Origin of the sequence: Streptomyces sp. NBC_01723 (assembly GCF_036246005.1) — a bacterium.
Classification (GTDB): domain Bacteria; phylum Actinomycetota; class Actinomycetes; order Streptomycetales; family Streptomycetaceae; genus Streptomyces.
The window spans coordinates 6,962,161-6,976,336 of record NZ_CP109171.1; the positions used below are offsets into that span (position 1 = coordinate 6,962,161).

At 67.0% G+C, this 14,176-nt stretch carries 8 protein-coding genes and 4 pseudogenes; 3 read left to right on the forward strand and 9 right to left on the reverse strand.

Annotated elements, in window-relative coordinates; all coding sequences use genetic code 11:
- Positions 1 to 14: 14 nt before the first annotated feature.
- Positions 15 to 1,961 carry a hypothetical protein gene (locus OIE75_RS32745; RefSeq protein WP_329473107.1) on the reverse strand — a complete coding sequence of 649 codons (1,947 nt, stop codon included), beginning with the start codon at positions 1,959 to 1,961 and terminating at the stop codon, positions 15 to 17.
- A gap of 79 nt (positions 1,962 to 2,040) precedes the next feature.
- Positions 2,041 to 3,134 (reverse strand): annotated as a pseudogene (locus OIE75_RS32750) (IS630 family transposase).
- 77 nt (positions 3,135 to 3,211) lie between these two features.
- Between OIE75_RS32750 and OIE75_RS32755 the strand changes: the two are divergent.
- Positions 3,212 to 4,303 (forward strand): IS630 family transposase, encoded by a 1,092-nt coding sequence (locus tag OIE75_RS32755; protein WP_329473033.1) that lies wholly within the window; start codon positions 3,212 to 3,214, stop codon positions 4,301 to 4,303.
- Between the two features lie 190 nt (positions 4,304 to 4,493).
- A pseudogene (locus OIE75_RS32760) lies at positions 4,494 to 4,769 on the forward strand (transposase); the annotation flags it as partial.
- A 221-nt stretch (positions 4,770 to 4,990) separates the two neighbouring features.
- On the opposite strand, the gene OIE75_RS32765 reads toward OIE75_RS32760, so the two are convergent.
- The 3 genes from OIE75_RS32765 to OIE75_RS32775 all read right to left on the reverse strand — a co-directional run bounded on the left by OIE75_RS32765 (position 4,991) and on the right by OIE75_RS32775 (position 10,401).
- Positions 4,991 to 6,427 carry a gamma-aminobutyraldehyde dehydrogenase gene (locus tag OIE75_RS32765; RefSeq protein ID WP_329473108.1) on the reverse strand — a complete coding sequence of 479 codons (1,437 nt, stop codon included), beginning with the start codon at positions 6,425 to 6,427 and terminating at the stop codon, positions 4,991 to 4,993.
- A 494-nt stretch (positions 6,428 to 6,921) separates the two neighbouring features.
- Positions 6,922 to 8,583: a long-chain fatty acid--CoA ligase gene (locus tag OIE75_RS32770; protein ID WP_329473109.1), complete on the reverse strand. Its 1,662-nt coding sequence runs from the start codon at positions 8,581 to 8,583 to the stop codon at positions 6,922 to 6,924.
- Between the two features lie 447 nt (positions 8,584 to 9,030).
- Complete coding sequence (locus OIE75_RS32775) at positions 9,031 to 10,401, reverse strand: amidohydrolase family protein (RefSeq protein WP_329473110.1); 1,371 nt, start codon at positions 10,399 to 10,401, stop codon at positions 9,031 to 9,033.
- Between the two features lie 101 nt (positions 10,402 to 10,502).
- On the opposite strand from OIE75_RS32775, the gene OIE75_RS32780 reads away from it, so the two are divergent.
- On the forward strand, positions 10,503 to 11,153 hold the full coding sequence (locus OIE75_RS32780; RefSeq protein WP_329473111.1) for a TetR/AcrR family transcriptional regulator: 651 nt from the start codon (positions 10,503 to 10,505) through the stop codon (positions 11,151 to 11,153).
- Here OIE75_RS32780 and OIE75_RS41555 read toward each other — a convergent pair.
- From OIE75_RS41555 to OIE75_RS32800, 4 genes and pseudogenes are all read right to left on the reverse strand, one after another.
- Positions 11,103 to 11,801, reverse strand: coding sequence for a DUF317 domain-containing protein (locus OIE75_RS41555; protein WP_443078414.1), 699 nt, complete (start codon positions 11,799 to 11,801; stop codon positions 11,103 to 11,105). The two genes, OIE75_RS32780 and OIE75_RS41555, sit on opposite strands and share 51 nt — an antisense overlap.
- A complete protein-coding gene (locus OIE75_RS32790; RefSeq protein WP_329473112.1) occupies positions 11,744 to 12,259 on the reverse strand; it encodes a hypothetical protein in 516 nt (171 codons plus the stop codon). Before OIE75_RS32790 ends, OIE75_RS41555 begins: the two co-directional genes overlap by 58 nt.
- Positions 12,260 to 12,289: 30 nt before the next feature.
- Positions 12,290 to 13,182: pseudogene (locus tag OIE75_RS32795) on the reverse strand (DUF317 domain-containing protein).
- A gap of 28 nt (positions 13,183 to 13,210) precedes the next feature.
- A pseudogene (locus OIE75_RS32800) lies at positions 13,211 to 14,160 on the reverse strand (IS110 family transposase); the annotation flags it as partial.
- Positions 14,161 to 14,176: the final 16 nt, after the last annotated feature.

Sequence of the window (14,176 nt, forward strand, 5' to 3'; positions counted from 1 at the left end):
TCACACGTTCCCCGTCACCTGGCAACGCGACGTCCCTGTGACGATGGCCTTGAACTCTCGTAGCCGCCCGGAAACTGTGGGCCCGGTATGCCGTGCCTACCATCCTGGGCCCCGAATCCTGGAGGTGCCGCGGGTTCTCCGGCAGGCTGCCCTCCCCGCCTTTGAGCCCACTGGTTGAACTCTTGCCACGCTTGCATGTCCATCGCCACAGCCGGCGCAAAAGCGTTATCGAACTCGCGGCGATGCATATTGCTGGTGAATTCCTGGGAAGGGCCCGGCTGGTGACCGGCCTGGGGACTGGAGAACTGACCGGAACCGGCCGCGGACACCAGATATCTCCCCACTGGGTTCTGCGCCTCGTCCGAGGCAGGCAGAACTCCCGGCAGCGGCACAGCGGCCCCGCTCCAAGACTGTGAAGCCCCCGCACCGGGCAGCCCCAGCCCGGGCTGCACACCACCGACAACCACACCGGACAAGAAGTCCCGCTGCCGCGCTACCGCCGGGTCGATGTAGTAACCCGCCCCCTGCGGCCGTGGCTTCACGGGGATCTGCGCATCCGCCAGCACCTTCCCCTCCGCTTCACTGACCACCCTCGCAGGGTCGAGGAGATGATGCATCCGCTGCCGGGCCGCGTTCTCCCACTTGGGCGCGTCCTTCCTGGCCGCCGTGGGGAGGTGACCGAGGGGGACCTGGGCGGGGTGTTCCGGCTCGCGGGTCAGGCCGTACAGCCGTGCGATCCCCGTGGCGTTGCTGACATGCGCAGCCGCCCTGGTGTCGTCACCGTGCCGCGCTACCGCCGGGTCGATGTAGTAACCCGCTCCCTGCGGCCGTGGCTTCAGGGGGATCTGCGCATCCGCCAGCACCTTCCCCTCCGCTTCACTGACCACCTTCACAGGGCTGAGGAGATGATGCATCCGCCTCCGGGCCGCGTTCTCCCACTTGGGCGCATTCTTCCTGGCCTGCGTGGGGAGGTGACCGAGGGGGACCAGGGCGGGGTGCTCCGGCTCGCGGGTCAGGCCGTACAGCCGTGCCATCCCCGTGGCGTTGCTGACATGCGCAGCCGCCCTGGTGTCGTCACCGTGCCGCGGCACCGCCGGGTCGATGTGGTAACCCCCCTGCGGCCGTGGCTTCAGGGGGATCTGCGCATCCACCAGCACCTTCCCCTCCGCTTCACTCACCACACTCGCAGGGTCGAGGAGGTTATGCATCCGCTGCCGGGCCGTTTTCTCCCACGCGGGTGCGTCCTTCCTGCTCTGCGTGGGGAGGTGACCGAGGGGGACCTTGGCGGGGTGTTCCGGCTCGCGGGTCAGGCCGTACAGCCGTGCGATCCCCGTGGCGTTGCTGACATGCGCAGCCGCCCTGGTGTCGTCACTGTGCCGCGGCACCGCCGGGTCGATGTGGTAACCCCCCTGCGGCCGTGGCTTCAGGGGGATCTGCGCATCCGCCAGCACCTTCCCCTCCGCTTCACTGACCACCATCGAAGGTTTGAGGAGGTTATGCATCCGCTGCCGGGCCGCGTTCTCCCACGCGGGCGCGTCCTTCCTGGCCTGCTTGGGGAGGTGACCGCGGGGGACCAGGGCGGGGTGTTCCGGCTCGCGGGTCAGGCCGTACAGCCGTGCCATCCCCGTGGCGTTGCTGACATGCGCAGCCGCCCTGGTGTCCTCACTGTGCCGCGCTACCGCCGGGTCGATGTAGTAACCCGCCCCCTGCGGCCGTGGCTTCACGGGGATCTGCGCATCCGCCAGCACCTTCCCCTCCGCTTCACTGATGACCACCCTCGCAGGGTTGAGGAGATCATGCATCCGCTGCCGGGCCGCGTTCTCCCACGCGGGCGCGTCCTTCCTGCTCCGCTTGGGGAGGTGGCCGAGGGGGACCTTGGCGGGGTGTTCCGGCTCGCGGGTCAGGCCGTACAACCGGGCCATCCCCAGAGCGTGCCCTTGAAGGGGAGCCTGCTGATCCATGACATCCTCCATACGCAAACCGCCGACAACACCTCCCCTCAACGCAGCACACCGCCCGACGGTTCAACACCCGCCTGCCCTAGTCTTCTGAGTCAGGATTTCTGTTCAGATAGCTGGTGAGGTGTTCGAGGATCTCGTCTGCGGTCTTCGTCCGGATGTAGGGCTTGGGATCGGTGTTCCATGCGGCGGTCCAGGTCCGGATGTCCTTCTCCAGCGCCTGGACGCTTCTGTGGACGCCTCGCCGTATCTGCTTGTTCGTCTGCTCGGCGAACCACCGCTCGACCAGGTTGAGCCAGGAGGAGCCGGTGGGTGTGAAGTGCAGGTGGAAGCGGGGGTGGGCCAGCAGCCAGGTTTTGATGGCTGGGGTCTTGTGGGTGGCGTAGTTGTCCAGCACCAGATGCACGTCCAGGCCCGCCGGCACCTCCCGGTCGAGTTTGATCAGGAACTTCTTGAACTCCTCGGCACGGTGCCGGCGGTGCAGGGAGCCGATCACCTTCCCCGTGGCCACCTCCAGTGCGGCGAACAACGTGGCGGTGCCCGCGCGCACGTGGGTGACCCGCTGCGGGACGCCGGGCATCATCGGCAGCACCGGCTGGGACCGGTCAAGGGCCTGGATCTGCGACTTCTCGTCGACACAGAGCACCAGGGCCTTCTCGGGCGGGTCCAGATAGAGGCCGACCACGTCGTGGACCTTGTCGACGAAGTGCGGGTCCGTCGACAGCTTGAACGTCTCGGTGCGGTGCGGTGCGGCTGCAGGCCGAAGGCCCGCCAGATCCGCGACACGGTCGACTGCGACAGACCCGTCTCCGTGGCCATCGCCCGCGTCGACCAGTGCGTGGCGTTCTTCGGCGTCGACTCGAGCGTCCGCTTCACCACCGCAGCGACCTGCTCGTCGGTGACCGTCCGGGGGCCGCCCGGGCGCGGCATGTCACCCAGCCCGGCGATCCGGTGCCCGACGAACCGCTTCCGCCAGCGGCCCACCGCATGCGGCGTGGAGCCCAACTGCGCGGCCACGTCTTTGTTCGACGCGCCTGTCGCGCAGGCCAGGATGATCCGACACCGCAAAGCCCACGCCTGCGGGGTGGAACGGCGCCGCACCCATCCCTCCAGCGCAGCCCGTTCCGCATCCGACAAGATCAACTCGGCCTTCGGCCGCCCAGTACGCGGCACCATGCAACCCTACACATCTGAACAGAATTCCTGACTCAGAAGACTAGTGACCTGAGTCGGAGATTTGTCGTTGGTTGGGCATGAGTCGTCCGGGTCCGAAGATTCCGCCGTTGTCGGTGACAGATGCCCAGCGGGCTGTGCTGGAGGGCTGGCTGCGTCGTCGTTCGACGGCCCAGGCTCTGGCTCAGCGGTCGCGGATCGTGCTGGAGTGTGCCGAGGGGCACTCGATCATGGAGGTGTCCCGGCGTCTGCGGATCACTCCGGACACGGTCCGCACCTGGCGACGCCGCTTCCTCGAACGCGGACTGGACGGCTTGTGCGACGACCCGCGGCCCGGTGTCCCACGGAAGATCACCGACGGGGACGTCGAGCGTGTCGTCGTCAAGACGCTGGAGGAGACGCCGAAGAACGCCACTCACTGGTCGACGAGGTCGATGGCGGCGGCCACGGGCATGTCGCAGTCGACGATCTCGCGGATCTGGCGAGCGTTCGCTCTGGCGCCGCACCGCTCGCAGACGTTCAAACTGTCCACCGACCCGCTGTTCATCGACAAGGTCCGCGACGTCGTCGGCCTCTACCTCGACCCGCCCGAGAAGCCCCTGGTGCTCTGCGTGGACGAGAAGTCGCAGGTCCAGGCCCTCGACCGCTCTCAGCCGGTGCTGCCGATGGTGCCCGGCGTTCCCGAACGCCGCAGCCACGACTACGTCCGCGCCGGCACCACCACCCTCTTCGCCGCCCTCGAGGTCGCCACCGGCAAAGTCATCGGCTCGCTTCACCGCTGCCACCGGGCCGCGGAGTTCAAGAAGTTCCTCACCAAACTCGACAAGGAAGTCCCGGCCGGCCTCCAGGTCCACCTGATCCTCGACAACTACGCGACCCACAAGACACCCGACATCAAGAAGTGGCTGCTGGCTCACCCCCGGTTCCACCTGCACTTCACGCCGACCAGCGCGTCCTGGCTGAACTTGGTCGAGCGGTGGTTCGCCGAACTCACGCAGAAGAAGCTCAAGCGCGGCGTCCACCGCTCCGTCCAGGCACTCGAACGTGACATCCGGTCCTGGCTCGCAGACTGGAACGAGCACCCCAGGCCCTTCGTCTGGACGAAAACAGCCGACGAGATCCTCGACAAAGTCGCCGCCTACTGCCGACGAATCTCCGACTCAGGTCACTAGTACTCCAGCAGCGGTTCGTGTTCTGAGCTGCGTTTTCGGTAGTGGCAGCGGCGGGCGATGGCCTGGCGGTGTCTTCTCCAGGCCGACCACTTCAGCGCGTGGAGGACGGGATCGCGGTCGGCTCGTGGGTGGGGCAGGAGAGTGTCCAGGAGTCGCCGGATTTCTGCCACGGTGAGCGGGACGAGGGCTGCCCCGGCGCCTGCACGCGGACAAAGCGTACGACCGGGCTGACCTGCGGAAATGGCTCCGCGGCAAACGCATCGGAGTGCGGATCGCGCGCAAAGGCATCGAATCCAGCGAACGATTGGGCCGCCGCCGCTGGGTCATCGAGCGAACGATGTCCTGGCTGTCCGGGTACCGACGCTGGAGCCCTCGTTACGAGCGCAATCCCGGCAACTACCTGGTCTTTCTCGGCCTCGCTGCCTCCCTGTGCTGCTACAAACGACTCGTCCGCCTCACCACGTAGGACACAGCCTTTAGCGATACCCATCGTCAGGAGCAGGGCCGGCGTCAGCTGCACGGAGCTGACCCGCGGCCCGGGACCGGCATCCTTCCGAGCGGTCCGTGGAGTCCAGGCTTCTCGAATTCCTGCCCACGCGTTCAGCGCCCGTCGGACGCTCTACCGATCACAAGCACCGCAGCCTCGGACAGTACGTGACCGTCCGAGGCTGGTACATGCCGGTGGCGTCAGGCGTCCAGCGACGTCATCACGTGCTTGATCCGCGTGTAGTCCTCGAAGCCGTAGCCCGACAGGTCCTTGCCGTAGCCGGACTTCTTGAAGCCGCCGTGCGGCATCTCGGCGACCAGCGGAATGTGGGTGTTGATCCACACGCAGCCGAAGTCGAGCTTCTTGGACATCCGCATGGCACGGCCGTGGTCCTTGGTCCACACGGAGGAGGCTAGCGCGTACTCGACGCCGTTGGCCCACTCGACGGCCTGGTCCTCGTCGCGGAAGGACTGGACGGTGATGACCGGGCCGAAGACCTCCTGCTGGATGATCTCGTCGTCCTGCTTGAGGCCGGAGACGACGGTCGGGGCGTAGAAGTAGCCCTTGTCGCCGACCTGGTGGCCGCCGGCCTCGACCTTGGCGTGGGCGGGCAGGCGCTCGATGAACCCGGAGACCTGCTTGAGCTGGTTGGGGTTGTTGAGCGGGCCGTAGAGCACGTCCTCGTCGTCCGGCTGCCCGGTCTTGATCTCGGACGCGGCCTTGGCGAGCGCGGCCACGAACTCGTCGTGGATCGACTCGTGGACCAGCACGCGGGTGGCCGCCGTGCAGTCCTGTCCGGCGTTGAAGTAGCCCGCCTCCGAGATGTCCTCGACGGCCTTGGGGATGTCGGTGTCCTCGAAGACGACGACGGGTGCCTTGCCGCCGAGTTCCAGGTGGACCCGCTTGACGTCCTTGGCGGCGGACTCGGCGACCGACATGCCGGCCCGCACGGAGCCGGTGATGGAGGCCATCGCCGGGGTCTCGTGCTCGACCATCAGGCGGCCGGTGTCGCGGTCGCCGCAGACGACATTGAAGACGCCCTTGGGGACGATCGAGCCGATGATGTCGGCCATCAGGGCCGTGGAGGCGGGGGTGGTGTCCGAGGGCTTGAGGACGACCGTGTTGCCCGCGGCGAGCGCCGGGGCGAACTTCCACACGGCCATCATCATCGGGTAGTTCCACGGCGCGACCTGCGCGCAGACTCCGATCGGCTCGCGGCGCACGAAGGAGGTCAGACCCTCCATGTACTCGCCGGCGCCGCGGCCTTCGAGCATCCGCGCCGCGCCCGCGAAGAAGCGGATCTGGTCGACCATCGGCGGGATCTCCTCGGAGCGGGTCAGCCCGATCGGCTTGCCCGTGTTCTCCACCTCGGCCGCGATCAGTTCCTCGGCCCGCTCCTCGAACGCGTCCGCGATCTTCAGCAGGGCCTTCTGCCGCTCGGCCGGGACCAGGTCCCGCCAGGCCGGGAAGGCGGCCGCGGCGGCCGCCATGGCGGCGTCGACGTCCGCCTGCCCGGACAGGGGGGCGGTCGCGTACGCCGCACCGGTCACGGGGTTGACCACCGCGGTGGTCCGTCCGTCGGCGGCGTCCCGGAACTCACCGTCGATGTAATTGCGCAGGATTTTGGTCCTGGTCATTGTGCTGGCCCTTCTCAAGCTCTGCTCTTGGTTGCTGTATGCCGAGTAGTAGCGCTGTGCCAGTGGCACCGAGGTCGGCCTTCACCGAGACCCAGAGCGCAGCGCGGGCACCGACACCCATGAATTCTCCGAGTTCTGATCGCAGCGCGAGCTGGCCACCACCCGGTGTGACACTGAAGTGGTGACCGGCGATGAGGCACGTAGACGCACTCAGCAGCCTATGGAGGAGGGTCCCTCATGCCGCTCTCCCGTTCAGCGCGCGTCGGGCTGCGCATTGCCGTTGAGGGACGAGCATGATCCGTGGCCGCTCGCCGAGAGCGGCATGACCAGGCGTGCACCCTCACGGACCTCGAAGCGTCAAGCCCTCGATGCCCTGCATGCGAAGTCAGCGACGCGGTTCCGGAGGAAGCCTCTCCTCGGTGAAAGCCTGGTCGCACGCTGTCCGGTACCCGACCGGGCTTACTCATGGGACGGCAACGGCGAACCCCTCGAAGTCAGTGTTTGTCGAGGACAGTGACTTGAAGGTCACCCTTCGCGTACTGCTGTCGGACCACCTTCTTGTCGAACTTACCGACGGATGTCTTGGGTACAGCCGTAATGGGTGACCATCGCTCAGGGAGCTGCCAGGCAGCCACCTTGTTAGCGAGGAAGGTGCGAAGCCGGGCGAAGTCGGGCTGGACGCCGTCCCTGAAGACCACGGCGGCCAAGGGGCGCTCACCCCATTTGTCATCGGGTACCCCGATCACGACGGCCTCGACGACATCGGGGTGAGCCATCAAATGGTTCTCCAGTTCCACGGAGGAGATCCATTCACCACCTGACTTGATGACGTCCTTGGCTCGATCCGTAAGGGTGAGGTACCCGTCGGATGTGATCGTGCCCACGTCTCCAGTGCGCAGCCAGCCGTCCGCGCTGAATTTGTCTGAGCTCCGCGTGGCCTGTCGCCCAGCGCCTCCGTAGTAGGCTCCGGCAATCCACGGGCCACGCACTTCCAACTCGCCCGCGGAGCTGCCGTCATGGGGCATGAGCGACCCGTCTGGGCCGACCAGGCGCGCCTCGACGGAAACCGGGAATCGGCCCTGTGTGATGCGGTAAGCCCATTCTTGATCCGGGGTGAGCCCGGGAGGGGAGGTGCCGAATGAGCCCAGCGGAGAAGTCTCGGTCATCCCCCACGCGTGCACGACTCTGATGTCGTGCCGCTCCTCGTAGGCTCGCATGAGAGCGGGCGGACAGGCCGCCCCTCCAATCACCACCTGGCGCAACGATGACGTGTCATAGGCGCCCTTGTCGAGCTCGTCCAGCAGTCCTGCCCAGATGGTAGGGACGGCAGCGCTCACGGTAGGCCGTTCGGCCGTGATCATCTCGGCGAGAGGAGCAGGCTGTAGAAAACGGTCGGGCAGGAGGAGACGGGCGCCGGCCATGAACGCCGCGTGGGGAAGGCCCCACGCATTGACATGGAACATGGGCACGACAGGCAAGACCGTGTCGCGGGAGGTCAGGGCGAAGGCGTCAGCCTGCAGAACCTGGAGACAGTGGAGATATACGGAGCGGTGGCTGTAGGCCACGCCCTTGGGATCGCCCGTCGTGCCAGAGGTGTAGCACAGGGCAGCGGCGGTCCGCTCGTCGATATCGGTTGCCCAGGCATAGTCGGTGGGCCGGTCGGCAAGCAGTTCTTCGTAGCCGTGAACAGTGCCGACGAAGTCTTCGAATACCGGTCGGTCCGCCTCACCGACTATCACTATGTGCTGGACCACGCCATTCAGCTCTGTCAGCAACGGCTCCAGCAGCGGCACCAGACTGCCATCCACCAGAACGACGTGGTCAGCAGCGTGATGGACGATGTATGCGAGCTGATGCGCCGGCAGGCGTGGGTTCAATGTGTGGAGGACTGCGCCCATCGCGGGAACGGCGAGGTACGTCTCCAGATGAGCGGTGTTGTTCCACATTAGGGTGGCGACCCGCGTACCCGTCGTGACTCCGAGCTCGTCACGGAGAGCCCGGGCGAGTTGCCCGGCCCGGGCCCCGACTTCCGCATATGTGCGGTGTTCTGCAGAGGAGCCGTTCCAGGTGGCGACAGTAGTGGTGCCGTGCACGGTGGAGCCGTGGACCAGGATGCGACCGATGGTGAGCGGTACGTCCTGCATGGTGCTGATCATGCGAATGTTCTCCCTGACGCGAGGGCTGCGGTCCGACGGCGTGAGTCGAGTACCGCACACCCGCAGCCTTCATCGACTTTCGGTAGCGCACGCTGACTTGTGGTGTTCACCCTTGCCCGTGTGATGAGGGCATTCGCGAGTCCCACTGGGATCGCTCGCCGTGCCCCGAGGGCCAGGGCGAGGCTGTCGATCACGGCTGCGACGACATGACGACTGGGTGCTCCGGCGGGGGCCGAGAGCTTCGCCTTCTCGGCCCGCCCTCGTCCGGCTTCGCCAGGTCCGCATCGGCTGCGCTGTTGCCGGCCTCCCTCTGAGGGAAGCCGTCTTCGGACGCCCAACAGGTACTGACTCGGCCTTTGGCGGGGAACCGGGGTAGCCCCCTGGGTGGCGGACCGTCACGGTGGTCAGCCTTGCCGCTGTGGATTCCGGTGCCGAGCCTCTGATGCCCTACGCTGGGTGCGTTGTCACGAGTGGAACGGTCGGAAGGGCTTCGCGATCGACTGCCTCGCCACTTTGGAACACGTCCGTGATCGACCTGAGGTTACGAATATCGTCCAGAGGATCATTGTCGAGCAGGACGAAGTCGGCGAGCTTGCCGGTCTCGATCGAGCCGATCTCGTCGTCCTTGCCGTAACCTCGGGCAACGTTCAAGGTGGCAGCAGAGATGGTGTCGAGGGGGGACATGCCCTTCTCGACCATGGACTGAGTCCAGTGGAAGTGATCCCCACCCAACGTCCAGGGACGGTCGTGACGCTCGGCCGGGTGCAGGTCGGAGAGATGGTCGACGCTGGGGCAGCCGGCGTCCGTACCCATCATGATCTTCGCGCCACCACTGATCAGGGTACGTTCGTTGTCTGCGAAGGCACCGTCACCGAGAACCGCAGCCCAACTGCCGATCTCGCCGAGGGCCTTGCTGTGTTCGGTGTGTATGGTCTGGAGCTCGGCATGGGAGTTGCTGGCGACGATTTTGTCGACCAGCGAGTGGGGGATGGGCTGGCCCATCGTGTAGTTCGCGTGGATCAGCACGTCGGCGCCCAGCTCAACGCTGCTGTCCAGTGCTTCGACCGAGAGGCTGTGGCTGAGCACGGGGACGCCTGCCGCGCGTGCCTCTTCGACAATCACCTCAAGGACCGGCCGAGTGAAGGTCTGGTAGGAACGGTCCAGTCCCACGCTCATGAATATGTGGTCACTGACCGCGATCTTGAGCATATCCACACCACGGCTGAGGTAGTCGCGCACCCGAGCCCTCACCTCGTTGCGGGGCAGCAGGCTGAGCTGGTGACCGACGCCGGCCTCGAACATCTCGTCGATGCGGTTCACAAAGGTCTGTGATGCCGCCTTCCGTCCAGCGAAGTGGAAGTCGGCGCTGAAGGGACCGCCCATTCCGACGATGGCGCCGGCTGCGAAGATGCGTGCGCCCTTCGATGTGCCGGCGTTGATGCGGTCGCGCGCTCCCAGTACGGGGTCGACGGCATTGTAAGTGTCGAACACAGTCGTCACGCCGTTGCGGAGAACCAGCTGGGCGGCCTCCTCGATCACCTCGGTGTAGCGGCCCTCCCATCGGGCGAGGTACTCGATTGTGCCGGGTCCGACCATGAACATCCACGCATCGAGCAGGTGCACGTTGCCGTTGACGAAACCAGGGACCATCCAGCGGTTGCTGCCATCGATGACGGTGGCCCCCTCGGGGATCGGGGTGCTCGCCGTCGGGCCGACGGCCGCGAATCGGCCCCCTTCCACGACGACCGTGGCTGCAGGCTCGGGGCGGCCGCCGCGCCCGTCGATCAAATGAACATTGGTGATGGCGGTTGGGGTCATCGAACTACTCCTTCGGCAGGTGAGTCCCTCGTCCCACCCAAGGTATCCGAACCGATCGGTTCTGAGAAGCGTGTGGTTCGGATTCTGTTAAGATGGACGTCATGGCGAGAGCGACTGACGGCGCAATCACGGCCACCGACGGGCGGACACTGCGGTGGGAACACCGAAAGCCTGAATTGCTGCGTGCAGCAACGGAGTACGTCCTGGACGCCGGAGTTGCCGACCTGACGCTGCGCCCTCTGGGTGCCGCGATCGGCGTATCGAACACGACACTGATCCGCCACTTCGGCAGCAAGGACGACATCATCCGCGACGTCTGCCAAGAGCTTCACGGGCAGATGCTCCGCGCGTTCGACGCATACTGGTCGCAGAGCAACGGACGCCCAGCAGATGTGCTGCGCGCGCTGTGGGACATATGGCTCACGCCGGAATACTCGCGGCAGTTCGTCTTCCTGTTCGAGCTCTACGGCCTCGCGCTGCGCGATCCGCACCGCTTCGGGTGGTTCGCGGATTCGGTCGTACACGACTGGAGGGCTCCGCTCGAGACCGCTTTGATCACCGAACGTGTTGACCCCTCAAGGGCAAGACAGCTCTCGACACTGGTCGTCGGGCTCGTTCGTGGGTTGTATCTGGACATGGCAGCAACCAATGACGTCGAGCGCGTCAGTGATGCTTTCGAGGTGGCGATGAGTCTCCTTGAGTCAACCCTCGAACCTGGAAGCAAGCGGCAAGAGGCGACCAGCCGCCCCTGACGAGGTCAGGGCTTGGGCGAGTTCCGTGGCCGGCGGGAAGTTCCTCCATCCGGCCACCGTCATCCGCCCCGCCTCACGCCGCCTGGCCAGCTGGACGATCGCGGACCACATGTGCACTGGTCTCGTCATCGGCGCACCGGCCGCCGCCGAGGCGGTCCGGTGGGAGGAAGGTTTGTGTCCGTCCGTTTTGACGCTGTGGCTCCAGCCGTGGGTGAGGAGCGGCGTATACACCTCGTGCGGGGCCGTCGCGTCCTCGAACAGGTGGTTCTGGTCGCTGTGGCGGTCTTCGAGGTACAGGTCGAGCAACTCGGCGTGGACATCGCCCAGGAGTTCGGCCGGGGTGGTGGCGTCGAAGGTGATCTCCCAGGCCCTTGGGCCGAAGGGGACACGGGCCATGCCGATGGTCCACGTCCCTTGGCCTCGCTCCTCGGGTTCGGGAGCGAAGCGGGTCCACAACCGGGCGCAGGGGCTGATGGCGAACACCATCTCTTCGAGTCCCTGGTGAAGGTGCCAGCCCTCGTCGAAGGGGAAGGCCCAGATCGTCTTCAGGTCTGCTTGGCCGGGACCTGCGAGGTGACGCGGGAGGACCCTCACGGGCTGGGCGGGGTCGAGATCCTTGAAGGGGTCGGAGGGCGGATCGGGCAACACGAGGCGAGGCTCCTGCTGGGTGGCTGGCGCGGGGTGCGGGTTTCGGGATGAGGATCAGCGGGTGCGGGCCCCGGCGGGGGCGGAGTTCTGCGCGACGTGCGGCCGGCCGCTCGCTTGGGCGCGGAGGCGTCCCAGGCGCCGGGGAGAGGGCGGTGGTGGGTGTCGAAGGTGCCGTACTGCTTGGTGTTCGGACGGGTGTGGTTGGCTTCGTCGCGGCGGTGGAAGGTTCCGTGGTCCAGGAAGCTGAGCGCCACCGCGTCGATCTCGCCGCGGTCCGGGTGGACGACTGTGACACGCAGCCCGCCGTAGGTGTCCGCGTGGATGGTGCGGGTGAAATCGATCCGCAACCGCAGCGGTGTGCCCGGGACGGGAGCGGCGTAGTAGGTGTTGCCCACGACGGTGTGGTCGTGGAAGGGGAGGCACAGCTCGGTGAAGAATTCGGGGGCCTGCAGGGACACGAGGGTCTCCGGTCGGGGGTTTGGCTGGGGTCAGCGGCGTGGGCCGGGCAGGGCAGGTCGGCTGGTGGTGCTCCAGCGCGGGACGCTGGCCGCCGGTAGTGCGGCCGGGCGGCCGGGCGGCGGGACGCGGCGGCCCGCCGGACGTCGAGCGGGGTGGGAGATGGCGGACTTGGCGGGAGGATCGGGGTGAGCTGGGCGTGGTCCTTGACGTAGCTGTCGGTGTCGTCCCGCCATCGAGGAAGGGGTGCGGGGTACGCCACGGCTCGCAGGAGGGCGGCGGGGGTGTCGGTACTGGCCGTGGCGTACCAGAAGGGCCGGGCTGGGGACGTGGCGGCCCACAGGTGCCAGCGGGCGTCGCGGGTTTCCAGTTCGATCGCCGGGTCGAGGTCGCCGGTGGTGTACTCCAGCGTGGCGAGGTCGCCGGTGGTGTACTCCAGCGTGGCGAGGCCGTCGGGTGCGGTGATGGCGAAGGTGCTCGGGTGCGGGCGGTCGAGCTGCCAACCGTGGTTGATGAGGGGGGCGACGGCCAGGAACGGGTTGTGGTCGGCGCTGTCGGCGACCGGCCGGGCGAGGTAGTGGTCCGGGCCCTGCCGGTACGCCTCGGCGAGGGCGGTGGTGAAGGCAGTGACGAACTCCGTGGGCGCGGCGTCGTTGAAGCAGATACCCCAGGCCGGTGGGCCAAAGGCGTCCTTGTAGGCGTTGATGCGCCACAGTCCGTCGTCAGCGCCTTCGGGGAGATAGCCGAGGCGGACCTTGCCGTCGGGCGCCGTGAGGTGCGCGTTGCCGAGGTCGTCGTGGTGCAGGTCCCAGCCGAGGTCGCGCAACGGGTCGAGGCCGGGGTCACCGACCGCGGTGGATCGGGTCAGGTGGCGTGGGGAGACGTAGACGTCGCCGTCGATGGTGTCGTGGTCGTCGTGAAGCACTGGGTCCTGGGGGCCTCTATGTCTTTCGTCAAGACAGGCGTGGGGTTCTGGGTTCGTAGAAGGTGCCGTCGCGGAGCATCGCGAACAGCACGTTGATCCGTTGACGGGCCAGACGGAGAAGTGCCTGGGTGTGGGTCTTTCCTCTGGCCCGGCATCGGTCGTAGTAGGTGCGGGAGGCGGGATCGTGCAGGGCTGCGAACGCGGACACGAACATCGCCCGCTTGAGCTGCCGGTTGCCGCCTCGGGGCGCGTGTTCGCCGTGGATCGAGGTCCCCGACGACTTGGTCGTCGGCGCGAGGCCGGCGTAGGAGGCCAGGTGGGCGCCGGTGGGGAAGCCGGTGCCGTCGCGGACGGTGACCAGCAAGGTGGCGGCGGTCCTGACCGCGACTCCCGGAATCAAGGTCAGGACCGCGAAAAGAGGGTGAGCCTCCAGCAGCTGTCCGATCTGCGCTTCCAGGGCTCGTCGCTGTTCGTGGACGGCGGCGAGCGAACGGGCCAGGGACGGGATCACGAGGTCGAGGGGGCCGGTGCCCGGGACCACGACGGTCTGCTCGTCGAGCGCGTCGAACACTTCGTCGATCAGCCGCTGGGCCATGCGCGGAGCCTTGGGCCGGATCACTTCGACCAGCCTGCGGCGACCGGCCTTCCGTAGGGCGGCCGGGGATCCGTAGCGTTCCAGCAGCCAGGTCACTGCAGGGTGGTCCAGGCGGGCGCCCAGGACGCGCTCCAGGCTGGGGTGGAACTGGGTGAGCAGGCCGCGTATCCGGTTCGAGGTGCGGGTGGCCTCTGCCGCCAGGTCCTGGTCAAGCCCACCAGCACGGGCAGCTCGGCGGTGATCTCGTCAGTCAGTTCCAGCGAGCGCAGGGTGTGTGGCATGGTCCGTGCGGCGTCCGCGATCACCGCGGCGTCCCTCGCGTCGGTCTTGGCCTCACCCGGGTAGAGATCGGCGATCCTCCGCATGGACAGGCCAGGCAGGTAGACACCTCAGGCGCTC

Coding starts and splice junctions, on each gene's coding strand:
- OIE75_RS32745 (WP_329473107.1), bottom strand. CDS start 1,961: ATGGATCAGCAGGCTCCCCTTCAAGGGCACGCTCTGGGGATGGCCCGG.
- OIE75_RS32755 (WP_329473033.1), top strand. CDS start 3,212: ATGAGTCGTCCGGGTCCGAAGATTCCGCCGTTGTCGGTGACAGATGCC.
- OIE75_RS32765 (WP_329473108.1), bottom strand. CDS start 6,427: ATGACCAGGACCAAAATCCTGCGCAATTACATCGACGGTGAGTTCCGG.
- OIE75_RS32770 (WP_329473109.1), bottom strand. CDS start 8,583: ATGATCAGCACCATGCAGGACGTACCGCTCACCATCGGTCGCATCCTG.
- OIE75_RS32775 (WP_329473110.1), bottom strand. CDS start 10,401: ATGACCCCAACCGCCATCACCAATGTTCATTTGATCGACGGGCGCGGC.
- OIE75_RS32780 (WP_329473111.1), top strand. CDS start 10,503: ATGGCGAGAGCGACTGACGGCGCAATCACGGCCACCGACGGGCGGACA.